Raw genomic sequence first — 21,475 nt, forward strand, 5'->3', positions numbered from 1 at the left:
GGGCTTCTGGCCATGGTCCAGTGGCTGCTTGCCCGCCTGAACGCGTTCCGGCCCGTGCGGGCGTTCCAGCACTACAACCTGCAGCACGGGCCGCTCATGGCCGCCGGCATCGGCTTCAACATGTTCTTTTCCATCACCGGTCTGCTGGCCACCGGATTCTCCGTTGCGGGCCTGCTGCTGCGCGGTCAGCCGGCCCTGCTGGACCGGATCGTCAGCAGCGTAGCGGTGAGCGCGCCAGGCTTGGTGAAGGTCGACGGCGGCGATGGCCTGGTGGATCCGCAGGAACTGCTTAATCCGGCCGGCCTTGGCTGGACCGCGGTGATTGCGGCCGTGGTCACCATCGTGACCTCCCTGGGCTGGATAGCCGGCGTCCGGGAAGGCCTGCGGGGAGTGATGCGGCTGGGTCCGCGGAAGTTGAACCCTGTGGTCCAGAAACTGCGCGACGCCGGCACCCTGCTGCTGCTCGGCGTGGCACTTGTGCTCAGCGCGGGTGCGTCCCTGATTTTCGGCACTGCGGCCGGTTGGGTCACTGAGCAGCTGCAGCTGGATCCGGTCATGTCATGGCCGCTGACCACGTCCATCAAGGTCGGTGTCCCACTGGCCCTGGGGTGGGTCACGGCCGTGATCATGTTCCGTCTTGCCGCAGGGCTGAAGCTGTCCCGCCGGGCACTGCTGGAAGGGACCATCCTCTCCGCGGCGGGCACCACGGTGCTGCAGATCTTCAGCACGGAACTCCTCGCCAGCGCCGGCCGCAACCCCATCCTGGCGCCCTTCGCCATCATCATCGGCCTGCTCATCTGGTTCAACCTGGTCAGCCAGGTCTACCTGGTTGCGGCCGCGTGGTCCGCTGTCCGGGAAGAAGACCTCAAGAACGCCCCCGCGCCCAAGGCGACCGGCTGGGGTTCACGCCAGGTGCAGCCGGGAAAAACGCCCGTCGAGCGGGAGCGCCAGGCAGCTAGCGTCCGGCGTCGAGGTACTGAGCGGCCCACGCGGAAATAATCAGCGCGGCGCGGGCGGCCTGGCCTTTCCCGGTCAGCAGGTGGTCGCTGCCTTCCAGCGAGACGAAGCTGCGCGGGTGCCGGGCGGTCTGGAAAATGGTGCTGGCATTTTCGATCCCCACGGTGTTGTCGGTGGGGGAGTGCAGCACCATCAGGGGCTTGTGCAGGCGCTTGATGCAGTCGGTCAGGTCGGCGTTTTCCAGGTCCTCGACGAAGTGCCGGCGGATCTCAACACGCTTGCCGCCGAGGTCCACCTCCGCGCTGCCTTCGCTCAGAATCCGGTCCAAGGCCGCGTCAAAGACGTGGGCCACGTGCTTCGGCGAGAACGGGGCTCCCACGGTGGCGACGGCGTCGAGTTCGGGAATGTGCCGGGCCGCCGACAGGACGGCGGCACCGCCGAAGGAGTGCCCCACCAACAGCGATATTTCCTTGCCCTCGGCGCGCATGAATTCCGCCGCCCGGACCGTGTCGGCCACCTTGTGGCTGAACGAGCCTTCAGACCACAGCCCGGCCGACTCTCCCAGGCCAAGGTTGTCGAAGCGGAGCATACCCACGCCGTTGTCCGCCAACGCCTTGCACATCCGTGACGCGGAAGGATGGTCCTTGCCGAGGGTGAAGCCGTGCGAGAAGACACCCCAGCCCTTCACCGGCCCGTCGGGGCGGTCCAGGATGCCGGAGAGCAGTTCTCCGGTGGAACCTTCGAACGAGACTTTTTCGGAGCGGGACACGGCGTCCCCTTTCGTTGTGGCTGTCGTGTGTTAAAACGACGACGGCGCCATCCACCGTAAGGTGAGCGACGCCGTCGGCTGTTTAACGTCCGTTCGTAAACGGGCGCTAGATCTTGCGGGAGAGGATTGCCTGCTTGACCTCGGCAATGGCCTGGGTCACCTGGATGCCGCGGGGGCATGCTTCGGAGCAGTTGAAGGTGGTGCGGCAGCGCCACACACCTTCCTTGTCGTTCAGGATCTCCAGGCGCATGTCGCCGGCATCATCACGGGAATCGAAGATGAAGCGGTGGGCGTTCACGATCGCCGCCGGGCCGAAGTACTGGCCGTCGGTCCAGAAGACCGGGCAGGAGGACGTGCACGCGGCACACAGGATGCACTTGGTGGTGTCGTCGAAGCGTTCACGGTCCTCGGCGGACTGCAGGCGTTCCTTGGTGGGCTCGTGGCCCTTGTTGATGAGGAACGGCATGACTTCACGGAAGGACTGGAAGAACGGCTCCATGTCCACGATCAGGTCCTTCTCCACCGGCAGTCCCTTAATGGGTTCCACCGTGATGGGCTTGGACGTGTCCAGGTCCTTCAGCAGGGTCTTGCACGCGAGGCGGTTGCGGCCGTTGATGCGCATGGCATCGGAACCGCAGACGCCGTGGGCGCAGGAGCGGCGGAACGAAACGCTGCCGTCGATCTCCCACTTGACCTTGTGCAGGGCATCCAGCACGCGGTCGGTGCCGTACATGGTCACCTTGAAATCGTCCCAGGTGGCGTCCTCGGAAACCTCGGGGTTGTAGCGGCGCACGCGGAGGGTGACGTCGAATGTGGGGATCTCGCCGCCGCCACCGATGTGTGCGGGCAGTTCGATCTTGGAGGCTGGCTCAGCAAGTTCGGCGGACATCTTAGTACTTCCTCACCATCGGCTCGTAGCGGGTAAAGACAACCGGTTTGGTGGCCAGGCGGATGCCGGCGATTGCTTCGGCCGATCCGTCAGCCGGGGCGTGGTCGTCCTTGTACGCCATGGAGTGCTTCATGAATTTTTCGTCGTCGCGGTCCGGGAAGTCCTCCCGGAAGTGTCCGCCGCGGGATTCCTCACGGTGCAGGGCAGCAACCGTCATGACCTTGGCCAGTTCCAGCAGGAAGCCCAGTTCAACGGCTTCGAGCAGGTCCAGGTTGAAGCGCTTGCCCTTGTCCTGGACGCTGATGCGCTTGTACCGCTCTTCGAAGGACGCGATGTCCTTGAGGACCTGGTTCAGCGTGTCGGCCGTGCGGAACACCTGCATGTTGGCGTCCATGGTGTCCTGGAGTTCCTTACGGATCACGGCCACCTTCTCGTCGCCGTTACCGTTGCGGGCGATATCCAGCAGCTCGATGGTGTACGCCTCCGGGTCCTCCGGGAGCTCCACGAAGTCAGCCGTCTTGGCGTACTCCGCGGCGGCGATGCCGGCGCGCTTGCCGAACACGTTGATGTCCAGCAGCGAGTTGGTGCCCAGGCGGTTGGAGCCGTGAACCGACACACAGGCCACTTCACCGGCCGCGTAGAGGCCCGGCACCACGGTGTCGTTGTCCTGCAGCACTTCAGTGGTGATGTTGGTGGGAATGCCACCCATGGCGTAGTGCGCCGTCGGGAACACCGGGACCGGCTCCGTGTACGGCTCAACACCGAGGTAGGTGCGGGCAAACTCGGTGATGTCCGGCAGCTTCGCATCGATGTGCGCCGGCTCAAGGTGCGTCAGGTCCAAGAGGACGTAGTCCTTGTTCGGGCCACAGCCGCGGCCTTCGCGGACTTCGTTGGCCATGGAGCGGGCCACGATGTCACGGGGTGCAAGGTCCTTGATGGTGGGGGCGTAGCGTTCCATGAACCGCTCACCCTCGGAGTTGCGAAGGATGGCGCCTTCGCCACGGGCGGCTTCCGAAAGCAGGATGCCCAGGCCGGCCAGACCGGTCGGGTGGAACTGGAAGAATTCCATGTCCTCCAGCGGGATGCCGCGGCGGAACGCGATGCCCATGCCGTCACCGGTCAGGGTGTGTGCGTTGGACGTGGTCTTGAAGACCTTGCCCGCACCGCCGGAGGCGAACACCACGGACTTGGCCTGGAACACGTGCAGTTCGCCGGACGCGAGGTCGTAGGACACGACGCCGGCAACGCGCTTCTGCTTGTACGGCGTGCCGTCTTCGCGGACGGCGTCTTCCTCGACCGTCAGGAGGTCCAGGACGTAGTACTCGTTGTAGAACTCCACGTTGTGCTTGACGCAGTTTTGGTACAGCGTCTGCAGGATCATGTGACCCGTGCGGTCGGCGGCGTAGCAGGCCCGGCGGACCGGGGCCTTGCCGTGGTCGCGGGTGTGGCCGCCGAAGCGGCGCTGGTCAATCCGTCCCTCCGGCGTGCGGTTGAACGGCAGACCCATCTTTTCCAGGTCCAGCACGGCGTCGATGGCTTCCTTCGCCATGACTTCGGCTGCGTCCTGGTCCACCAGGTAGTCGCCGCCCTTAATGGTGTCGAAGGTGTGCCACTCCCAGTTGTCTTCCTCGACATTGGCCAGTGCTGCACACATGCCACCCTGCGCCGCACCGGTGTGCGAGCGGGTGGGGTAGAGCTTGGTCAGTACTGCTGTGCGCGCGCGCTGACCGGATTCGATCGCGGCGCGCATGCCAGCGCCACCGGCACCGACGATGACGACGTCGTACTTATGGACCTGCATACCAGACGCTCTTTCTCTCAAAATTCGCTATAAAACCACGGGCGGGCGGAGCCTGCTCCGTAAAATCGTTGCCCGCACACCGTGCGGGCGCAGCTGTTCCCCTGACGGGGAAAGGGTGCCGCTAAGGGGCCGGGCAGAAGCCGCCCGGCAGCGGTACACCGCTTGCGTCCAGCGGGCACGGGTTGAAGGTGAAGATCACCAGGGTGCCCAGGATGATGATGACGGTGGTGGCGGCGTAGAGGACGGTCTTCAACCAGAAACGCGTCGAGTCCTTCTCGGCGTAGTCGTTGATGATGGTGCGGACGCCGTTGGTGCCGTGCAGCATGGCAAGCCAGAGCATGGCCAGGTCCCAGAACTGCCAGAACGGATCTGCCCACTTGCCGGCCACGAAGCCGAAGTCAATGGCGTGGATGCCTTCGCCGGCCAGGAGGTTGATGAAGAGGTGGCCGAAGATCAGGACCACCAGGACGACGCCCGACAACCGCATGAACAGCCAGGCCGCCATCTCGAAGTTGCCCTTCGAGCCGCCGGTCCGGCGGTAGTTCGGGGCGATCAGTCCGGCGCCCGGTTTCCCGCTACTGTTCTGTCCACTTCGCGGATTCTGAATCTGGGTAGCAGTCATGGCTTAGTGACCTCCGAAGGCGAGGGAAAGGTGGCGGATGGAGAAGCCGACCATGACGATGACCCAGAGGATCAGGACCGTCCACAGCATCTGGCGCTGGTACTTCGCGCCCTTCTTCCAGAAGTCGACGGCGATGATCCGCAGGCCGTTGAAGGCATGGAAAACGATCGCTGCGACAAGGCCCGTTTCACCCAGGGCCATAAGGGGGTTCTTGTAGGCGCCGATCACGGCGGTATATGCCTCTGGGGACACGCGCACCAATGAGGTGTCCAGCACATGGACCAACAAGAAGAAGAAAATCACTACACCAGTAATGCGGTGTCCAACCCAGGACCACATGCCTTCACGGCCGCGGTACAAGGTGCCAGCTGGTTTTGTCGGCACTGAATAAACCTCCCTGCAACACAGCGGCGCTGGCATGGGATCCACGCGGGGGGAACGCCTGCTGCGAGAGCACTCGTAAGCTCAAGCCTAAATCTAGGCTTCGCTCACAGCTTATTCAATTTAGGAACTCCTTGGTGTCGCCTGCCTGCGCGGTTTTTGTCCTTATTTGAGACGAACGCCACATTAAGGCGCCCGAAGGGGCGCCGGAGGGACGGCATCTGCCCGTATCAGGGCGGTGGTCGGCTAAAGTGGGCCTTGATGACTACAGACATAGCGACAAGCCGGGATTCACCGCTGGACCGTTTTATAGCGGTAATTCCTGCAGGCGGAGTGGGGACCCGCCTCTGGCCCCTGTCACGTGCAGCAGCCCCCAAATTCCTCCACGATCTCACCGGTTCCGGCAGCACACTGCTGCGGGCGACCTACGACCGCCTGGAACCGCTGGCCGGTAAGGGCGTACTGGTTGTTACCGGTGTCGCCCACCGGAACGCGGTGTGCAGCCAGCTTCCCGAGATCCAGGATTCCGATCTGGTGCTTGAAAGCGAGCCCAAGGACTCCGGCGCGGCCATCGGCCTCGCGGCGGCCATCCTTTACCAGCGGGATCCTGAGATCATCATGGGGTCCTTCGCCGCGGACCAGGTGATCAGCCCCGACGATCTCTTCCAGGACGCCGTACGGGAGGCCATTCACACGGCTGCTGCCGGCAAGATCGTCACCATCGGCATCAAGCCCACCCACCCGTCCACCGGGTTCGGGTACATCCGCTCCGGCGAGAACCTTTCCATCGCGAAGGCGCCGAGCGCGCAGGCCGTGGTGGAGTTCGTTGAGAAGCCCAGCGAGGACGTTGCCCAGCAGTACGTGGACAGCGGCGAGTACGTATGGAACGCGGGCATGTTCGTTGCTCCTGTGTCACTGATGCTCAAGCACCTCGAAGCAAACCAGCCTGAACTGTTCAAGGGACTCACGGAGATCGCCGAGGCCTGGGACACGCCGGAGCGTGACGAGGTCACCGCCCGCGTCTGGCCCACGCTGCCGAAGATCGCCATCGACTACGCGGTGGCGGAGCCTGCCGCCGCCGCCGGGGACGTCGCCGTCGTGCCCGGTGCCTTCCGCTGGGACGACGTCGGCGACTTTGCCTCCGTGGGCCGGCTCAACAGCGCCAAGGAAGTGGACGATGTAACCGTCCTCGGCGAAGGCGCCCGTGTATTCACCGAAAACGCGAGCGGCGTTGTGGTCACGGACACCAAGCGTGTCATCGCGCTGATCGGCATCAAGGACGTTGTCATCGTTGACACCCCGGATGCTTTGCTGGTCACCACCATGGCGCACTCGCAGCGGGTCAAGGCCGCCGTTGATGCGCTCAAGGCCAGCGGCGACACCGACGTCCTCTGATTTCGGACCCAGCCCAAGCTTTCCGGCGCCGCCGGGGAGCTTGGGCTGACCTGTGTCCGGTGCCGGAAGCCGGCTCCCGGATCCGTAACCCGCAGACCCTGATGCGGGTATTCGCAGCACCATCGCTAGAGTTGTTCCGTGCGCAATTACACTACTGAAGCCGAGCCCACCGCCCTTGTGGGGCCGTGGCTGGAGCCGCTCCTGCCGGAACTCATCGATTTCCGCCGTGACCTCCATGCGCATCCGGAGCTGTCCTTCAAGGAGTTCCGTACCACCAACAAGCTGGCGGAGCGGCTGGAAGCTGCCGGCCTGAAGCCGCGCCGGCTCGAAGGTACCGGCCTCACAGTTGACGTCGGCGAAGGCCCCATCGCCACGGCCCTGCGCGGAGACATCGACGCCCTCCCCATCATCGAGGAAACCGGCCTGCCGTTCGCGTCGAAAAACCACGGCGTCACCCATGCCTGCGGCCATGACGTCCACACCACCACCATGCTTGGGATTGCCTTGGTGCTGCACCGCATGCACCAGGAATCGCCGCTGGGCGGCAGTGTCCGCATCATTTTCCAGCCTGCCGAGGAAACCATGCCCGGCGGAGCGCACGCCTGCATCGAGCAGGGCGTGCTAGAAGGCGTGCCGCGCATCCTGGCCCTGCACTGCGATCCGCGCATCGACGTGGGCAAGATCGGCACCCGGATCGGGGCCATCACCTCGGCCTCGGACACCATCCGGATCGAGCTTTCCGGACGCGGCGGCCACACCTCCCGCCCGCACCTGACCGAGGACCTCGTCTTCGCCCTGGCGCAGATCGCCGTGAACGTGCCGGCAGTGCTGTCCCGCCGCGTGGACGTCCGCAGCGGCGTCTCCGTGGTCTGGGGACACATTTCCGCCGGCTCGGCACCCAACGCCATTCCCGGCACAGGCTACATGGCCGGAACCATGCGGTGCCTGGACCGCGATGCCTGGCACAGTGCCGGCAAGCTCCTGGACGAAGTGGTGCACCAGGTGGCCGCACCGTACGGGGTGGACGTCCGGCTGGAGCACACCCGCGGCGTTCCCCCGGTAGTGAACTCCGAACACGAGACGGCACTCATCGAGGCTGCAGCACGCGCTGAAATCGCCGAGAGTGCCGTGGTCCTCACCCCGCAGTCCATGGGCGGCGAGGACTTCGCCTGGTTCCTGGCCGAACTTCCCGGGGCGATGATGCGGCTTGGCACCAAGACGCCCGGCGGCGAGGAGTACGACCTTCACCGCGGCGATTACATCCTGGATGAGCGTGCCCTGGGCTACGGCATCCAGGTCCTGACCGCCGCGGCCCTCCGCACCATCCGCGACCTCTAAGCAGCGCCCCTCAGAGCGCGAACGGATCCTTATGCCCACGCGTACTGCGCGAGCGGACAGTTGAGGCCTTGAACCAGGGCCTCAACTGTCCGCTTGTGCCGGGCGCCAAGTGTCCGTTCGCGCTCTCCCCTTTGCCTGGATAAGTTGTGCACAATTCAATTGTGCGTTATCGTTTTTCTATGACCGACGCTCCCAGACTCAATCGCCAGGTGTGCTTCGCGCTGTATTCCGCGTCGAAGGCAGCCACCGCCGTGTACCGGCCCATGCTGGACGAGCTGGGGCTGACCTATCCCCAGTACCTCGTCATGCTGGTGCTCTGGGAGGACCAGCCACGCAGCGTCCGCGAACTGGGGGAGGAGCTGGGCCTGGACTCGGGCACGCTCTCCCCGCTGCTGAAGCGGCTCGAGTCGCTGGGGCTGGTGCAGCGCCGGCGTTCGGCCGAGGATGAACGCCGGGTTGAGGTCTTCCTCACGGACTCCGGTACGGCCCTCAGCGCCAAGTCCAGCGCAATTCCCCAGCAGCTGGCCGACGCGGCAGGCCTTTCCGCGGCCGAACTCGACCAGCTCCGGGAGACCCTCGGCCGGCTCACAGCCGCCCTCCATTCCTCCCGCTAGATCCCCCCGCCAGACAGATTTCCATCCAACAGACTTTCCATCCAACAGAACGGAACCACGTGAAGACTCTCTACACAGCAGAAGCACTGGCCTCAGGCGAGGGCCGGGACGGCAATGCCCGCACCAAGGACGGCAAACTCGACGTGACGCTGGCCAGCCCCGTGGAACTGGGCGGCGACGGCCAGGGCACCAACCCGGAACAGCTCTTCGCAGCCGGCTACGCGGCGTGCTTCCACTCGGCCCTCCGCCTGGTGGGCCGGAAGGAAAAAGCCGACCTCACGGATTCCGCCGTCGCAGCGAAGATCCACTTCGGCGCCCTCGAGGACGGTGTGGGTTACGGCCTGGCCGCCGAGCTCGAAATCGCCCTTCCCGCCCTGGACCTGGCCACAGCGGAGGCTCTCGTGGCCAAGGCGCACCGGATCTGCCCCTATTCCAACGCCACCCGCGGCAACATCAACGTAGACATCAAAATCCTGGAGGTGGCCGCATGAGCGCCAACACCGTAACCCTTCCCGTCACCACCCGCGAGATCCAGCTGGCGTCGCGTCCGCACGGCCGCCCGGTGCCGGAGAACTTCCGCCTCGCCGAGTCCGGACTCCCGGAACTGGAGGACGGCCAGGTCCTGGTCCGCAACCGTTTCATCTCCGTTGACCCTTACATGCGCGGCCGCATGAACGACGTCAAGTCCTATTCCGCGCCGTTTGCGCTGGATGCAGCGCTCGACGGCGGCGCCGTCGGCGAGGTGATCGCGTCCAGGTCGGAGGAACGCAAGGTAGGGGACGTCGTCGTGCATTCCCTTGGCTGGCGTGAATACGCCGTGCTGGACGCCGCCGCCACCTCCCCGGCCCGCACCGACCTGGCGCCCGCGTCGGCGTTCCTGGGAGCACTGGGCATGACCGGGCTGACCGCTTACGCCGGCCTGCTGAAAGTAGCCGAGTTCAAGCCCGGAGAGGTGGTTTTCGTTTCCGGAGCTGCGGGTGCCGTCGGGTCCCTGGTTGGCCAGATCGCCAAGGCGATGGGTGCCTCCCGAGTGATCGGCAGCGCAGGATCGCCGGACAAGGTGGCCCGCCTGCTGGAGCTCGGCTTCGACGCCGCCTTCAACTACAACGACGGCCCGGTGGCCGACCAGCTCGCCGCGGCAGCGGGTGAACGCGGGATCGACGTGTACTTCGACAACGTCGGCGGTGAACACCTGGAAGCGGCGCTCTCCGCGCTGACTGTCGGCGGCCGCGTGGCCATGTGCGGCGCCATTGCGCAGTACAACTCGACCGAACCCACTCCGGCTCCCCGCAACCTCATGCTCGCCATCGGAAAGCAGCTGACCCTCAAGGGCTTCCTGGTCGGCGGCTACTGGCAGTACATGGGCGAGTTCGTCGAGGCCGTGTCCGCCTGGGTTGCTGACGGCACGGTCCGCTACGACGAAACCGTGGTGGACGGCCTGGAGAACGCCCCGCAGGCTTTTATGGACCTGCTCGACGGCGCCAACACCGGGAAAATGCTGGTCCGGATCTAGGAAATGGACGTGACTTGCGGTGGCGGCTACCGATAGGTAACAAGTTCTCAACAATCTTCCGGAAGGTGTGCCGGCGTGGTATCAGGACGTGTCCCAGGCCACTACAGTAGCTGACATCAGTGCGCCTCGGCGCAGTGCTGCGAAACCATCAGTGAAAACAGAATTTCAGTGTGGAGCATTCGAAACGGACACTCATTGAACCCCCGTCGTAGCGCCTATCTCTTTGTTCCTGGAGGAAAATTGAAGAACTCACTGCGTGCAACCCTGAAGCGCGGTTCAATGGCCGGTGTCGCCACCGCAGGTGCGGCCGCCCTGCTACTGACAGGCTGCGGGGCTCCCCCGGAGTCCGGCAGCACCGCAAGCGCCACCGCCAGCGACTACACGGGCTGCATCGTGTCCGACTCCGGCGGATTCGACGACCAGTCGTTCAACCAGTCCTCGTACGAAGGGCTGAAGAAGACCGAGAAGGATCTTGGCATCAAGGTCAACCAGGTCGAATCCAAGACCAACAACGACTTTGAACCGAACCTCCGCGCCATGGTGACCGCAGGCTGCAACCTGACCATCACTGTTGGCTTCCTGCTTGGCGATGCCACCAAGGCCCAGGCCACCGCCAACCCGGACAAGCACTTCGCCATCATCGACTTCGGCTACGACACCCCCATTACCAACGTCAAGCCGATTATCTATGACACGGCCCAGGCTGCTTTTATGGCCGGTTACCTCGCCGCCGCGTCCACCAAAACCGGGACGGTCGCCACTTTCGGCGGCATCAAGATCCCTACGGTCACCATCTTCATGGACGGCTACGCCGACGGCGTGAAGTACTACAACGAAAAGAAGGGCAAGGACGTCAAGGTCCTTGGCTGGGACAAGGCCAAGCAGGACGGCAGCTTCACCGGCGACTTCGAAAAGCAGGACAAGGGCAAGCAGCTGACCCAGAACTTCCTGGACCAGGGCGCGGACATCGTGATGCCCGTTGCCGGACCCGTGGGCAAGGGGGCCGGCGCGGCCCTGAAGGAAGCCAAGGCAGCAGGCAAGGACGTCAAGCTCATCTGGGTTGACTCCGACGGCTTCCTGACCGCCCCGGACTACAAGGAAATCATGCTCTCCTCCGTGATGAAGCAGATGGGCGAGGCCGTTGAGACGGTTGTGAAGGAAGACAAGGATGGCAAATTCACCAACACGCCGTACGTCGGCACCCTCGCGAACGACGGCGTCCAGCTGGCCCCGTTCCACGAGCTGGAGTCGCAGGTTTCCGCGGAACTGAAGACTGAACTGGACCAGATCAAGAAGGACATTGTTGACGGCAAGCTGAAGGTCGAGTCGGCAGCAAGCCCGAAGGCCTAGTTCCCTCCGCACAGCGCCACCACCCGGTTGGTCATTGACTTCCGGGCGGTGGCGCTTTGCGTTGGGCGTCGGCTTTTCCAGCGGGCTCTTCCCGTTCCGTCAAAGGCTGCAGGCACTAGGCTGGTGCTGCAGCCACATATCCCGTCCGGACACATTTTCCGGACGCTTCGAGATTGGTCAGAGTTTTGAAACTTGAACTCAGAGGGATCACCAAACGCTTCGGCTCCCTAATTGCCAACGATCACATCGATGTGGTTGTTGAACCCGGGCAAATTCATTGCCTGCTAGGTGAAAACGGCGCTGGCAAGTCCACGCTAATGAATGTCCTGTATGGACTGTACGAGCCCAGCGAGGGCGAAATCCTGGTGGACGGCAAAGCCGTTACCTTCCGCGGCCCGGGCGATGCCATGGCTGCAGGCATCGGCATGGTGCACCAGCACTTCATGCTGGTCCCGGTGTTTACCGTCGCGGAGAACGTGGCGCTCGGCGCCGAGACTACCAAAGCAGGCGGCTTCCTCGACCTGGACGACACGCGCCGGAAGATCAAGGAAATTTCCGACAAATACGGTTTCGACGTTGACCCCGACGCCCTGATCGAGGACCTTCCGGTGGGCGTCCAGCAGCGCGTTGAAATCATCAAAGCCCTGGTCCGCGATGCGAAGGTGCTCATCCTCGATGAGCCAACGGCCGTACTGACACCGCAGGACACCGATGAGCTGCTGGACATCATGCGCCAGCTGAAAAGCAGCGGCACGTCGATCGTCTTCATCTCCCACAAACTCCGCGAGGTGAAGGCGGTGTCCGACACGATCACCGTCATTCGGCGCGGCAAAGTGGTGGGCACGGCGCACCCCGGTGCGTCCACCACCGAGCTTGCCTCCATGATGGTGGGCCGCGCGGTCAGCCTGACCCTGGACAAGGCAGCGGCCAAGCCGCAGGAAACCACGTTCCAGGTTAAGGACCTCACCGTGATCGCCCCGACAGGCCAGCACGTTGTGGACGGCGTCAGCTTCGACATCGCCCGCGGCGAAATCCTCGCCGTGGCAGGCGTGCAGGGCAACGGCCAGACTGAACTGACCGAAGCCATCCTTGGCCTGCAGGAGCGCTGCCACGGATCAATCCTGCTTGACGGCGAAGAACTCCTGGGCCACAGCGTCAAGGAAGTGCTTAATGCAGGCGTCGGCTTTGTCCCCGAAGACCGGACCGTTGACGGGCTCATCGGCACGTTCTCCATCGCGGAAAACCTGGTGCTGGACCGCTACGACCAGCCGCCTTTCGCCAAGGGCATCAGCATGAGCCCCGCCAGGATCCTGGAGAACGCCAAGTCCCGGATCGACGAGTTTGACGTCCGGACCCCGTCCGGGTCACTGGCCGCGGGCACACTCTCAGGCGGAAACCAGCAGAAGGTAGTCATGGCCCGGGAGCTGTCCCGGCCGCTGCGCCTCTTCATCGCCTCCCAGCCCACCCGCGGCGTGGACGTCGGGTCCATCGAGTTCCTACACAAGCGCATCGTGGCCGAACGCGACCAGGGCACCCCGGTGATGATTGTGTCGACCGAACTCGACGAAGTGATCGAGCTCGCCGACCGCATCGCAGTGCTCTACAAGGGCAAGCTGGTGGGCATCGTGCCGGCCGGCACCGGCCGCCACGTCCTGGGCCTGATGATGGCCGGGCTTTCCCCGGAAGACGCCCACGCGGACACCGCCCACGCTGACGCAGCCCGCCCGCACAAGCCGGCACAGACTTCCACCTCCGGCGCAGAAGGAGGCGACCATGACTGAACAGGACAAGCCCAAACACATGGCTGACGGAAACGCGGAGGAAAACCGCGACACGCAGGCGCCCGAACCCCAGGCCCCGGCCGAAGACGCAGCAGCCGCCGCCTCGCTGGACACCGCCGGCGGCGCCATGCAGCCCTCGGCCGTTCCCGTGTCGGCCCAGAGCGGCACCGTCCCGGGTGGACCGGACACCTTGGTGCGTCGGATCTTCACGGGCAGCGGCATGGTCTCGGTCCTGGCAGTGCTGCTCGCCCTGATCCTCGGCGGGCTCCTGATCGCCAGCACGGACAAGCAGGTGGGAGCCACGGCAAGCTATCTCTTTGCCCGGCCCTCGGACTTCCTCTCGGCTGTCTGGACCGCTGCGACGCGTTCGTACGTCGCGCTGTTCCAGGGCTCGGTGTTCAATCCCCGCGGCTCCAGTGTCGCGGTGCAGTTTGCGCCGCTGATGGAGACCCTGACCATCGCGACACCGCTTATCACCGCGGGCCTGGGCGTGGCGCTGGCATTCCGTGCCGGCCTGTTCAACATCGGCGCCCAGGGCCAGATCATCATGGCCGGCATCCTTGCCTCCTGGGTCGGCTTCGCGCTGCACCTGCCCGTGGGCCTGCACCTCCTGCTGGTCCTCGTCGCCGGCATCGTGGGCGGTGCCATCTGGGGTGGACTGGTGGGCCTGCTGAAGGCACGCACAGGAGCCCACGAGGTCATCCTGACCATCATGTTCAACTACATCGCCCTGTACTTCCTGCGCTACCTGCTGAACACCCCGGCGTTCCAGCGGCCGGGGGAGTCCAACCCCATCTCGCCGGTCCTGGATCCCTCCGCTGTGTACCCGCAGATTTTCGGGACCCAGTACAGGCTGCACCTGGGCTTTGTCCTGGCCATCGCGGCCACCGTCCTCGTCTGGTGGCTGCTAAACCGGTCCACCGTCGGATTCGAATTCCGGGCCGTCGGGGCCAACCCCAAGGCGGCACTGACCGCCGGCATCAACGTTCCCCGGGCCACCGTCCTGGTCATGGCAATCGCCGGTGCCCTGGCAGGCATGTCCGGTGTGGCGCAGGTGGCGGGAACCGAAAAGGTCCTGACCGACGGCGTCGCCGCCACCTACGGCTTCGACGCCATCACCGTTGCACTCCTGGGACGCTCGACGCCGTGGGGCACCTTCGCGGCCGGCCTGCTGTTCGGCGCCTTCCGCGCCGGGGCGGTGCAGATGCAGATCCAGACCGGAACCCCCATCGACATCGTGCTGGTGGTCCAGTCGCTGATCGTCCTGTTCATCGCGGCCCCGCCGCTGGTGCGTGCCATCTTCGGGCTCAATCCCCGCAAAAAGAAGGCCGCTAAGCCCGGCAAGTCCAGGACGGCAGCAACCACCGGAGGTGCAGCATGAGCACAACAGCAACATCGCCCGTTCCGGGCTCGCCGCAGCCGGGAACACCGCAGTCGGCCAAGGAAAAGGCCCCCGCAATTTCAGCGAAGCCCGTGACCTGGAAAGTGCCGGTCCTGCTGGCCGTCCTCGGCGTCGTGGCGTTCATCTTCTTCGGGGTCATGGGACCCAACCAGACAGCAAGTTTCGGGATCTCGTCGAGCGGTGATTTCTTCCAGCTTCCGGCCCTCCAGGTGCCCGCCTTCCTCGGCGGCATCGTGCTTTCGGTCCTGATGCTGGGCCTCGCCGCCTACGCGGTGTACCTGAAAACCCGGAACGAACCCTCGCCCGGCTGGCTTCCCATCGTCTTCATCATCCTTTTTGTGGCAGCCTTCCTGATCTGGGTGGTGGGTGGCGCCCGCACACCCAGCATCTCCCTGGCCGGTCTCATCGCCGGTTCCGTGACGCTCGCCGTTCCCCTCGTCTTCGGCTCCCTCTCGGGCGTGCTCTGCGAACGCGCCGGCGTCGTCAACATCGCGATTGAGGGCCAGCTGCTCGGCGGTGCGTTCACCGCGGCCATGGTGGCCACCCTGACCAAGAGCCCCTTCATCGGGCTGTTGGCGGCGGCCGTTGCCGGCGCCGTCGTCTCCATGGTGCTGGCGGTCTTCAGCATCAAATACCTGGTCAACCAGATCATCGTGGGCGTCGTCCTCAACGTGCTGGTCTCCGGCCTGACCGGTTTCCTGTTCAGTACCGTGATGCAGGCCAACAAAGCCCTGTTCAACTCACCGGGCCGCCTGCCCATTATCGACATCCCCGTGCTGTCCAGCATCCCCGTGATCGGCCCCATCCTGTTTAAGCAGTCCGTGGTGGGCTACCTGATGTACATTGCGGTCATCGTGGTGTGGATCGGCCTCTTCAAGACCAAATGGGGCCTGCGCGTCCGGGCCGTCGGGGAACACCCGCAGGCCGCCGACACCATGGGCATCAAAGTCAATGCCACGCGCTTCTGGAACGTCACGCTCGGCGGTGCCGTGGCAGGCATCGGCGGTTCCTTCTTCACGCTGGTGGCGATTGACAGCTTCACCAAGGAGATCTCGGGCGGACGCGGCTTCATCGCCCTGGCCGCGCTCATCTTCGGCCGGTGGAACCCGATCGGTGCCTTCTTCGCCGCGCTGCTGTTCGGCTTCGCGGACAACCTGCAGAGCATCGTGACCATCATCGGCACGCCGGTTCCGAGCCAGTTCATGGCCATGCTGCCCTACCTGGTGACGGTGCTCGCCGTGGCCGGACTGGTTGGCCGCTCCAGGCCGCCGGCGGCTGACGGCATACCCTACGTCAAGGGTTGACGGCCGTGGAAGACGCTTCGCACCCGGAGGCTTCGCCCCACCCGGCCGCGGACGTGGACTGGGCGGCCCTCGAAGCCGCCGCCGTGTCCGCCATGAAGAACGCGTATGCCCCGTACTCGAAGTTCGCGGTGGGGGCAGCGGCCCTCACCGCGGACGGCAGGATCGTCAGCGGCTGCAACGTCGAGAACGCCAGCTACGGCCTGACACTCTGCGCGGAATGCTCCCTGGTGGGAAACCTGCACATGACCGGAGGCGGGCTGCTGCGCGCCTTCTACTGTGTGGACGCCGGCGGCAACATCCTGATGCCGTGCGGGCGCTGCCGCCAGCTGCTGTACGAATTCCGGGCTCCCGACATGGAGCTGATGACAACGCAGGGAATCAAAACCATGGACCAGGTGCTACCCGATGCCTTTGGTCCCCAACACCTGGAGGAACCCCGGTGACACAAACCCCAAGCAAAACCGAGGCGTTCGACGCCGTCGACATCATCCGCATCAAGCGGGACAGGGGCGTCCTGACCCCGGCACAGATCGACTGGACCATCGACGCCTATACCCGGGGCGCGATCGCCGACGAGCAGATGGCCGCCCTGAACATGGCCATCCTGCTCAACGGCATGGACCGTGCGGAGATCTCGCGCTGGACCGCCGCGATGATCGCCTCCGGCGAACGGATGGACTTCTCCGGCCTGCGGCGTCCCGACGGCGGTGTGAAAGCGACATCGGACAAGCACTCCACGGGGGGAGTGGGGGACAAGATCACGCTGCCGCTGGCACCGCTGGTGGCTGTTTTCGGCGTGGCCGTCCCGCAGCTCTCCGGGCGCGGCCTCGGCCACACCGGCGGCACGCTGGACAAGCTGGAATCGATCCCGGGGTGGCGCGCAGCGCTAAGCAACGACGAGATGATGGCCCAGCTGCAGGACGTCGGGGCGGTGATCTGCGCCGCGGGCGCCGGGCTGGCACCTGCGGACAAGAAGCTCTATGCCTTGCGGGACGTCACCGGAACCGTGGAGGCCATCCCGCTCATCGCGTCCTCCATCATGAGCAAGAAAATCGCCGAAGGCACCGGCTCGCTGGTCCTGGACGTCAAGGTGGGAAGCGGCGCCTTCATGAAGGATGAGGCCCGCGCCAGGGAACTGGCCGAGACAATGGTCGCTTTGGGCAAGGACGCCGGGGTCAACACGGTTGCCCTGCTGACCAACATGGACACGCCACTGGGACTCACGGCGGGAAACGCCATCGAGGTGGAGGAATCGGTGGAGGTGCTGGCCGGCGGCGGTCCGGAAGACGTCGTCGAACTGACCGTCCGCCTGGCCGAGGAAATGCTGGCCTGCGCAGGCGTGCACGACGCCGACCCGCGTGCCGCGCTCAAGGACGGCCGGGCCATGGACGTGTGGAACCGCATGATCGAGGCGCAGGGCGGCGACCCCCGCGCCACATTGCCTGTGGCCAAGGAGTCCGAGGTTGTCTACGCACCGGCCGACGGTGTCCTCGTGGAGCTGGACGCCCTGGCCGTGGGCGTGGCGGCCTGGCGGCTGGGCGCCGGCCGGGCCCGCAAGGAGGACCAGGTCCAGGCAGGAGCCGGCGTCAGGCTGCACGCCAAGCCCGGTGCCGTGGTCCGTGCCGGCGAGCCGCTGATGACACTGCTGACGGACACCCCGGAGAAGTTCGGACGTGCCAAGGAAGCCCTTGAAGGGGCCGTGCTGGTTGCGCCGGAAGGCTCCCGGCCGGCGCAGAAACTCATCATCGACCGCATCGCCTGACCACGTGGTTCTCTCCGGCCGGGTCCCTGCGGCGGCGGCATGGGCCGTCCGCGGACCGGCCGGGGAGAAAACGGGTGGCCCCGGCCGTTAGGAAACTGTGCAGGCTATCAACGACTTTATTCTTGCGGCGGCCGGGCAGCCCTGGGTTCTCCTGCTGGTGCTGGCCTGCTGCGTGATCGACGGGTTCTTCCCGCCGATCCCCAGCGAGTCGGTGGTAGTGGGCCTGGCCGCCGTGGCAGCAACCGCCGACGTGCCCAACCCTTGGCTGCTGATGCTCATGGCCGCGCTGGGTGCATTCGGCGGTGACAACATCGCCTACCTGATTGGACGCCGGGTAGGTACGCGGCGGTGGCGGTGGATGCGCGGACCGCGGATGCAGACAGCCTTCCACTGGGCGGGGAATGAACTGAGGAGGCGGCCGGCGTCCCTGGTGCTCGTGGCCCGTTTTGTTCCGATCGGCCGGGTGGCAGTGAACCTCACGGCCGGTGCCACGCATTTTCCGCACCTGCGGTTCGTAGGGCTGACCGTGCTGTCCGCTGCGCTGTGGTCCTCATATTCCGTAGCGATCGGCCTTTTTTTCGGGCAGTGGTTCGAGGACAACCACCTGCTCGGTGCCACCATTGCCATTGTCTGCGCCATCCTGCTCGGGATCATTGTTGACATCATGATCGGCCGCTTCCGTGGCCGGCTGCCCGAGGAACCTGCGGAGGAGCCCGCATCAGGTCCCTAGCAAGGGCGCATGCAGCGACCGGCGTACTAGCACGCGCCCGCCCGGAGGAGGCTCCAGTGAATTGTTTTTCTCCCACCGGAGCGTAGCGAATCATGCTTCTTACATGCGACACTAAATAGGATTTCCATCACTTCATAGGAGCAGGGCCCCGCGTGGAATTTATCAATGAGGCAGTGCTCCATGCCGCAGGCCAATGGTGGATTTATCCCATACTGCTGGTGTTCTTTTTTGTCGACGGTTTCGCGATGGTCGTGCCCAGCGAAACACTGATCGTCGCCCTCGCTGCGTTCTCACGCCAGAGCGGCGAACCCAACCTCTGGATTCTCGGTGCCACAGCGCTGGTCGGCGCCATTGCCGGCGACAACATGGCGTATATGCTGGGTCGGAAGATCGGGCTGGAACGGTGGCGCTGGATGCGCAAGCCCAAGGTGCAGAAAGTCTTCGCGTGGGCCAACTATGAGCTGGAGAAGCGCGGCGCGGTGCTGATCTTCACGGCCCGGTACATTCCCTGGGGCCGCGTGGCCGTCAATTACGTCGCCGGCACCACCGCCTTTCCGCACCGCAGGTTCTTTATCCTGGATGCCTTTGCCTGCTTTACCTGGGTGGGCTATTCGATCGGGATAGGCCTGCTGGCCAGTTCCTTCCCCCTGCTGCATGACAACCCGTTGCTCGGCGCCGGCATTGCCGTGGTATTCGCCATCATTCTGGGGATCATCATCGACCACCTGCTGCGCTGGTGGCACAAGAGGCTCGGCCGCCACGACGCCGAAGTCGTGGACGAGTGGCTGGACGGCGGAACGGGCACCGCCCCGGCGGCTGTCCACGGCCACGGAACGGTCCTCGCCGCCCCCGCCGGAGATGCCGAGGCCAGGGAAGCCTGACGGCTGGCATTACGCGGCCGCCGACCCTAAGGTGGGAACCGTGACTGACCCTATTCTTGACGCTGCCCCTGCCATCGACTTCGACCTCAAGAGCCTCCCCAAGGTATCCCTGCACGACCACCTGGACGGCGGCCTGCGCCCGGCCACCATCATCGAACTGGCGGAGGCCGTCGGACACACCCTGCCCTCCACCGATCCGGTGGCGCTGGGGGAATGGTTCCGGGAATCCGCCGACTCCGGCTCCCTGGTCCGCTACCTCGAGACCTTCGACCACACCATCGCCGTGATGCAGACCAAAGAGGGCCTCTTCCGGGTGGCCAAGGAATTCGTTGAGGACCTTGCTGACGACGGCGTGGTGTACGGCGAAGTGCGCTGGGCGCCGGAGCAGCACGTGCAGAAGGGGCTGACACTGGACGAAGTGGTCGAAGCCATCCAGGAAGGGCTCGACGCCGGCGTGGACGCCGTCGCCGAAACCGGCCGGGAAATCCAGGTCGGCCAGCTCATCACGGCCATGCGCCACGCGGACCGCGGCCAGGAGATTGCCGAACTGGCAGTCCGGCACCGCAACAACGGAGCCGTGGGCTTCGACATTGCCGGCGCCGAGGACGGCTTCCTGCCGGCCCGCTTCCGGGATGCCTTCACTTACCTGGCCCAGCACAATTTCCCCGCCACGGTCCACGCCGGCGAAGCCGCAGGCCTGGAAAGCATCCAGTCCGCCCTTGTTGACGGCCGTGCCCTGCGCCTGGGCCACGGCGTGCGCATCGCCGAGGACATCACGGTCGAATTCGACGACGAAGACGCAGAAGAGGGAGACGACGCCGATGACAACATCGGCATGGTGACCCTTGGCGAGCTCGCCAGCTGGGTCCGCGACCGCGGCATCGCCCTGGAGATCTGCCCGTCCTCCAACCTGCAGACCGGCGCCATCGCCGGCTTCGGGGAGGGCATCGAAAGCCACCCGCTGGACATGCTCTACCAGATCGGCTTCAACGTCACCATCAACACCGACAACCGGCTGATGAGCGGCGTGACCCTCACCGACGAGTTCGAACTGCTCGTGGAAACCTTTGACTACGATCTGGACGATCTCCTTGAGCTGACACTCAACGCCGCCGAGGCCGCGTTCCTGCCGCTGGAGGAAAAGGAAGCCCTCGTTGAGTACATCAACGACGCCTACGCCAATCTTGCCTAAGGACGGTTCGGGCCCGACCGCCTCAGGGGTCGCCTCTTTGGCGGCCAGGATAGCCGCCCTCCGGGAGCACTGCCCGTGGGTGGGGGCACTCACCCACGAGTCCCTCGTGGAGTATCTCCTCGAGGAGGCCTTTGAGGTCGCCGAAACAATTGAAACCGGCGCCGACGAGGCAGAGCTCCGCGGGGAGCTGGGGGATGTGCTGCTCCAGGTGGTGCTGCACGCCCGCCTTGCGGAGGAACGGGGGAGCTTCGGCTTCGACGACGTCGTTCAGGGGCTTGAGTCGAAGCTGATCCGCCGGAATCCGCACGTGTTCCGGCCGGACGGCTCGCTGCAGGACACCTTCCCCGCCAGCGTGGCGGAGATCGTCCGGAAATGGGACTCCATCAAGCGGGCCGAGAAGCAGGAACGCGGTGATCCTTTCGAGGGAATCCCGCAGGCTCTTCCGGCCCTCGCCCGGGCCCAAAAGTCCCTGGACCGGGCCGGGCGGGCAGGCATCACGGCGGCCGCACCCGTCCCCTCAGTGGGTCAGCTCGTCGGCGCCTTCGCCACTGAGGATGAGCTCGGAGAGTTTCTCTTCGAGCTCGCCGCCGCCGCCCGAACCAGGGATTTCGACGCCGAACGCGCCCTCCGCGGGGCCGTCCGGCGTTACCAGGACAGCCACCGCCCTGGTCACCCGGCTACGCCCCGGACGGGATCATGACGTCCGGTTCTGGATAGGTTTCCGTAACGTGCACCACTCTCGACTACGCTAGTCCCTGACGAGGACGTCGAGTTTTTCCGCTAGTTTCCCAGTA

The 21,475-nt window shown here is 65.1% G+C and carries 21 protein-coding genes; 16 read left to right on the forward strand and 5 right to left on the reverse strand.

The window, feature by feature from the left end; all coding sequences use genetic code 11:
- The first annotated feature begins 12 nt into the window (after positions 1-12).
- A complete protein-coding gene (locus AB0N24_RS02335) occupies positions 13-999 on the forward strand; it encodes a YihY/virulence factor BrkB family protein (RefSeq protein WP_364120608.1) in 987 nt (328 codons plus the stop codon).
- On the opposite strand, the gene AB0N24_RS02340 is transcribed toward AB0N24_RS02335, so the two are convergent.
- From AB0N24_RS02340 to sdhC, 5 genes are all read right to left on the reverse strand, one after another.
- Complete coding sequence (locus tag AB0N24_RS02340) at positions 956-1,726, reverse strand: alpha/beta hydrolase (protein ID WP_364119913.1); 771 nt, start codon at positions 1,724-1,726, stop codon at positions 956-958. The genes AB0N24_RS02335 and AB0N24_RS02340 overlap by 44 nt on opposite strands.
- 106 nt (positions 1,727-1,832) lie before the next feature.
- The gene (locus tag AB0N24_RS02345; RefSeq protein WP_307051608.1) at positions 1,833-2,615 is read right to left on the reverse strand and encodes a succinate dehydrogenase iron-sulfur subunit; all 783 of its coding nucleotides are present in this window, start codon (positions 2,613-2,615) and stop codon (positions 1,833-1,835) included.
- A 1-nt stretch (position 2,616) separates the two neighbouring features.
- A complete protein-coding gene (gene sdhA, locus AB0N24_RS02350; RefSeq protein ID WP_214955519.1) occupies positions 2,617-4,416 on the reverse strand; it encodes a succinate dehydrogenase flavoprotein subunit in 1,800 nt (599 codons plus the stop codon).
- A 121-nt stretch (positions 4,417-4,537) separates the two neighbouring features.
- Entirely contained in the window at positions 4,538-5,038 is a 501-nt protein-coding gene (locus tag AB0N24_RS02355; RefSeq protein ID WP_364119917.1) for a succinate dehydrogenase hydrophobic membrane anchor subunit, read from the reverse strand.
- 3 nt (positions 5,039-5,041) lie between these two features.
- Complete coding sequence (gene sdhC / locus AB0N24_RS02360; protein ID WP_081818859.1) at positions 5,042-5,422, reverse strand: succinate dehydrogenase, cytochrome b556 subunit; 381 nt, start codon at positions 5,420-5,422, stop codon at positions 5,042-5,044.
- A 258-nt stretch (positions 5,423-5,680) separates the two neighbouring features.
- Between sdhC and AB0N24_RS02365 the strand changes: the two genes are divergently transcribed.
- The 15 genes from AB0N24_RS02365 (at position 5,681) to AB0N24_RS02435 (ending at position 21,381) form a co-directional block, all read left to right on the forward strand.
- Entirely contained in the window at positions 5,681-6,814 is a 1,134-nt protein-coding gene (locus AB0N24_RS02365) for a sugar phosphate nucleotidyltransferase (RefSeq protein ID WP_104172766.1), read from the forward strand.
- Positions 6,815-6,952: 138 nt separating this feature from the next.
- On the forward strand, positions 6,953-8,152 hold the full coding sequence (locus AB0N24_RS02370) for an amidohydrolase (RefSeq protein WP_364119921.1): 1,200 nt from the start codon (positions 6,953-6,955) through the stop codon (positions 8,150-8,152).
- 179 nt (positions 8,153-8,331) lie between these two features.
- Positions 8,332-8,766 (forward strand): MarR family transcriptional regulator, encoded by a 435-nt coding sequence (locus AB0N24_RS02375; protein ID WP_364119924.1) that lies wholly within the window; start codon positions 8,332-8,334, stop codon positions 8,764-8,766.
- Between the two features lie 59 nt (positions 8,767-8,825).
- Complete coding sequence (locus AB0N24_RS02380; RefSeq protein ID WP_364119927.1) at positions 8,826-9,257, forward strand: organic hydroperoxide resistance protein; 432 nt, start codon at positions 8,826-8,828, stop codon at positions 9,255-9,257.
- Positions 9,254-10,279, forward strand: a complete 1,026-nt coding sequence (locus tag AB0N24_RS02385) for an NADP-dependent oxidoreductase (RefSeq protein ID WP_364119930.1) — start codon at positions 9,254-9,256, stop codon at positions 10,277-10,279. The genes AB0N24_RS02380 and AB0N24_RS02385 overlap by 4 nt, the downstream gene beginning before the upstream one ends.
- Before the next feature lie 279 nt (positions 10,280-10,558).
- Entirely contained in the window at positions 10,559-11,629 is a 1,071-nt protein-coding gene (locus AB0N24_RS02390) for a BMP family ABC transporter substrate-binding protein (RefSeq protein WP_364120611.1), read from the forward strand.
- 185 nt (positions 11,630-11,814) lie between these two features.
- On the forward strand, positions 11,815-13,410 hold the full coding sequence (locus AB0N24_RS02395; protein ID WP_364119933.1) for an ABC transporter ATP-binding protein: 1,596 nt from the start codon (positions 11,815-11,817) through the stop codon (positions 13,408-13,410).
- On the forward strand, positions 13,403-14,791 hold the full coding sequence (locus tag AB0N24_RS02400) for an ABC transporter permease (RefSeq protein ID WP_364119936.1): 1,389 nt from the start codon (positions 13,403-13,405) through the stop codon (positions 14,789-14,791). The genes AB0N24_RS02395 and AB0N24_RS02400 overlap by 8 nt, the downstream gene beginning before the upstream one ends.
- The gene (locus AB0N24_RS02405) at positions 14,788-16,116 is read left to right on the forward strand and encodes an ABC transporter permease (RefSeq protein ID WP_364119939.1); all 1,329 of its coding nucleotides are present in this window, start codon (positions 14,788-14,790) and stop codon (positions 16,114-16,116) included. Before AB0N24_RS02400 ends, AB0N24_RS02405 begins: the two co-directional genes overlap by 4 nt.
- A 5-nt stretch (positions 16,117-16,121) precedes the next feature.
- Positions 16,122-16,559, forward strand: a complete 438-nt coding sequence (locus AB0N24_RS02410) for a cytidine deaminase (RefSeq protein ID WP_364119942.1) — start codon at positions 16,122-16,124, stop codon at positions 16,557-16,559.
- The gene (locus AB0N24_RS02415; RefSeq protein ID WP_364119945.1) at positions 16,556-17,878 is read left to right on the forward strand and encodes a thymidine phosphorylase; all 1,323 of its coding nucleotides are present in this window, start codon (positions 16,556-16,558) and stop codon (positions 17,876-17,878) included. The genes AB0N24_RS02410 and AB0N24_RS02415 overlap by 4 nt, the downstream gene beginning before the upstream one ends.
- 97 nt (positions 17,879-17,975) lie before the next feature.
- Positions 17,976-18,608 (forward strand): DedA family protein, encoded by a 633-nt coding sequence (locus AB0N24_RS02420; protein WP_364119948.1) that lies wholly within the window; start codon positions 17,976-17,978, stop codon positions 18,606-18,608.
- A gap of 152 nt (positions 18,609-18,760) precedes the next feature.
- Positions 18,761-19,489 carry a DedA family protein gene (locus tag AB0N24_RS02425; protein WP_311380609.1) on the forward strand — a complete coding sequence of 243 codons (729 nt, stop codon included), beginning with the start codon at positions 18,761-18,763 and terminating at the stop codon, positions 19,487-19,489.
- 40 nt (positions 19,490-19,529) lie between these two features.
- Positions 19,530-20,681, forward strand: a complete 1,152-nt coding sequence (locus tag AB0N24_RS02430; protein ID WP_364119951.1) for an adenosine deaminase — start codon at positions 19,530-19,532, stop codon at positions 20,679-20,681.
- 37 nt (positions 20,682-20,718) lie between these two features.
- The gene (locus AB0N24_RS02435; protein ID WP_364119954.1) at positions 20,719-21,381 is read left to right on the forward strand and encodes a MazG nucleotide pyrophosphohydrolase domain-containing protein; all 663 of its coding nucleotides are present in this window, start codon (positions 20,719-20,721) and stop codon (positions 21,379-21,381) included.
- Positions 21,382-21,475: the final 94 nt, after the last annotated feature.

It is taken from the genome of Arthrobacter sp. NPDC093128, assembly GCF_040683875.1.
In the GTDB taxonomy this organism is placed as follows: domain Bacteria; phylum Actinomycetota; class Actinomycetes; order Actinomycetales; family Micrococcaceae; genus Arthrobacter.

Coding starts and splice junctions, on each gene's coding strand:
- AB0N24_RS02335 (WP_364120608.1), top strand. CDS start 13: ATGGTCCAGTGGCTGCTTGCCCGCCTGAACGCGTTCCGGCCCGTGCGG.
- AB0N24_RS02345 (WP_307051608.1), bottom strand. CDS start 2,615: ATGTCCGCCGAACTTGCTGAGCCAGCCTCCAAGATCGAACTGCCCGCA.
- sdhA (WP_214955519.1), bottom strand. CDS start 4,416: ATGCAGGTCCATAAGTACGACGTCGTCATCGTCGGTGCCGGTGGCGCT.
- AB0N24_RS02355 (WP_364119917.1), bottom strand. CDS start 5,038: ATGACTGCTACCCAGATTCAGAATCCGCGAAGTGGACAGAACAGTAGC.
- AB0N24_RS02365 (WP_104172766.1), top strand. CDS start 5,681: ATGACTACAGACATAGCGACAAGCCGGGATTCACCGCTGGACCGTTTT.
- AB0N24_RS02375 (WP_364119924.1), top strand. CDS start 8,332: ATGACCGACGCTCCCAGACTCAATCGCCAGGTGTGCTTCGCGCTGTAT.
- AB0N24_RS02385 (WP_364119930.1), top strand. CDS start 9,254: ATGAGCGCCAACACCGTAACCCTTCCCGTCACCACCCGCGAGATCCAG.
- AB0N24_RS02390 (WP_364120611.1), top strand. CDS start 10,559: ATGGCCGGTGTCGCCACCGCAGGTGCGGCCGCCCTGCTACTGACAGGC.
- AB0N24_RS02400 (WP_364119936.1), top strand. CDS start 13,403: ATGACTGAACAGGACAAGCCCAAACACATGGCTGACGGAAACGCGGAG.
- AB0N24_RS02405 (WP_364119939.1), top strand. CDS start 14,788: ATGAGCACAACAGCAACATCGCCCGTTCCGGGCTCGCCGCAGCCGGGA.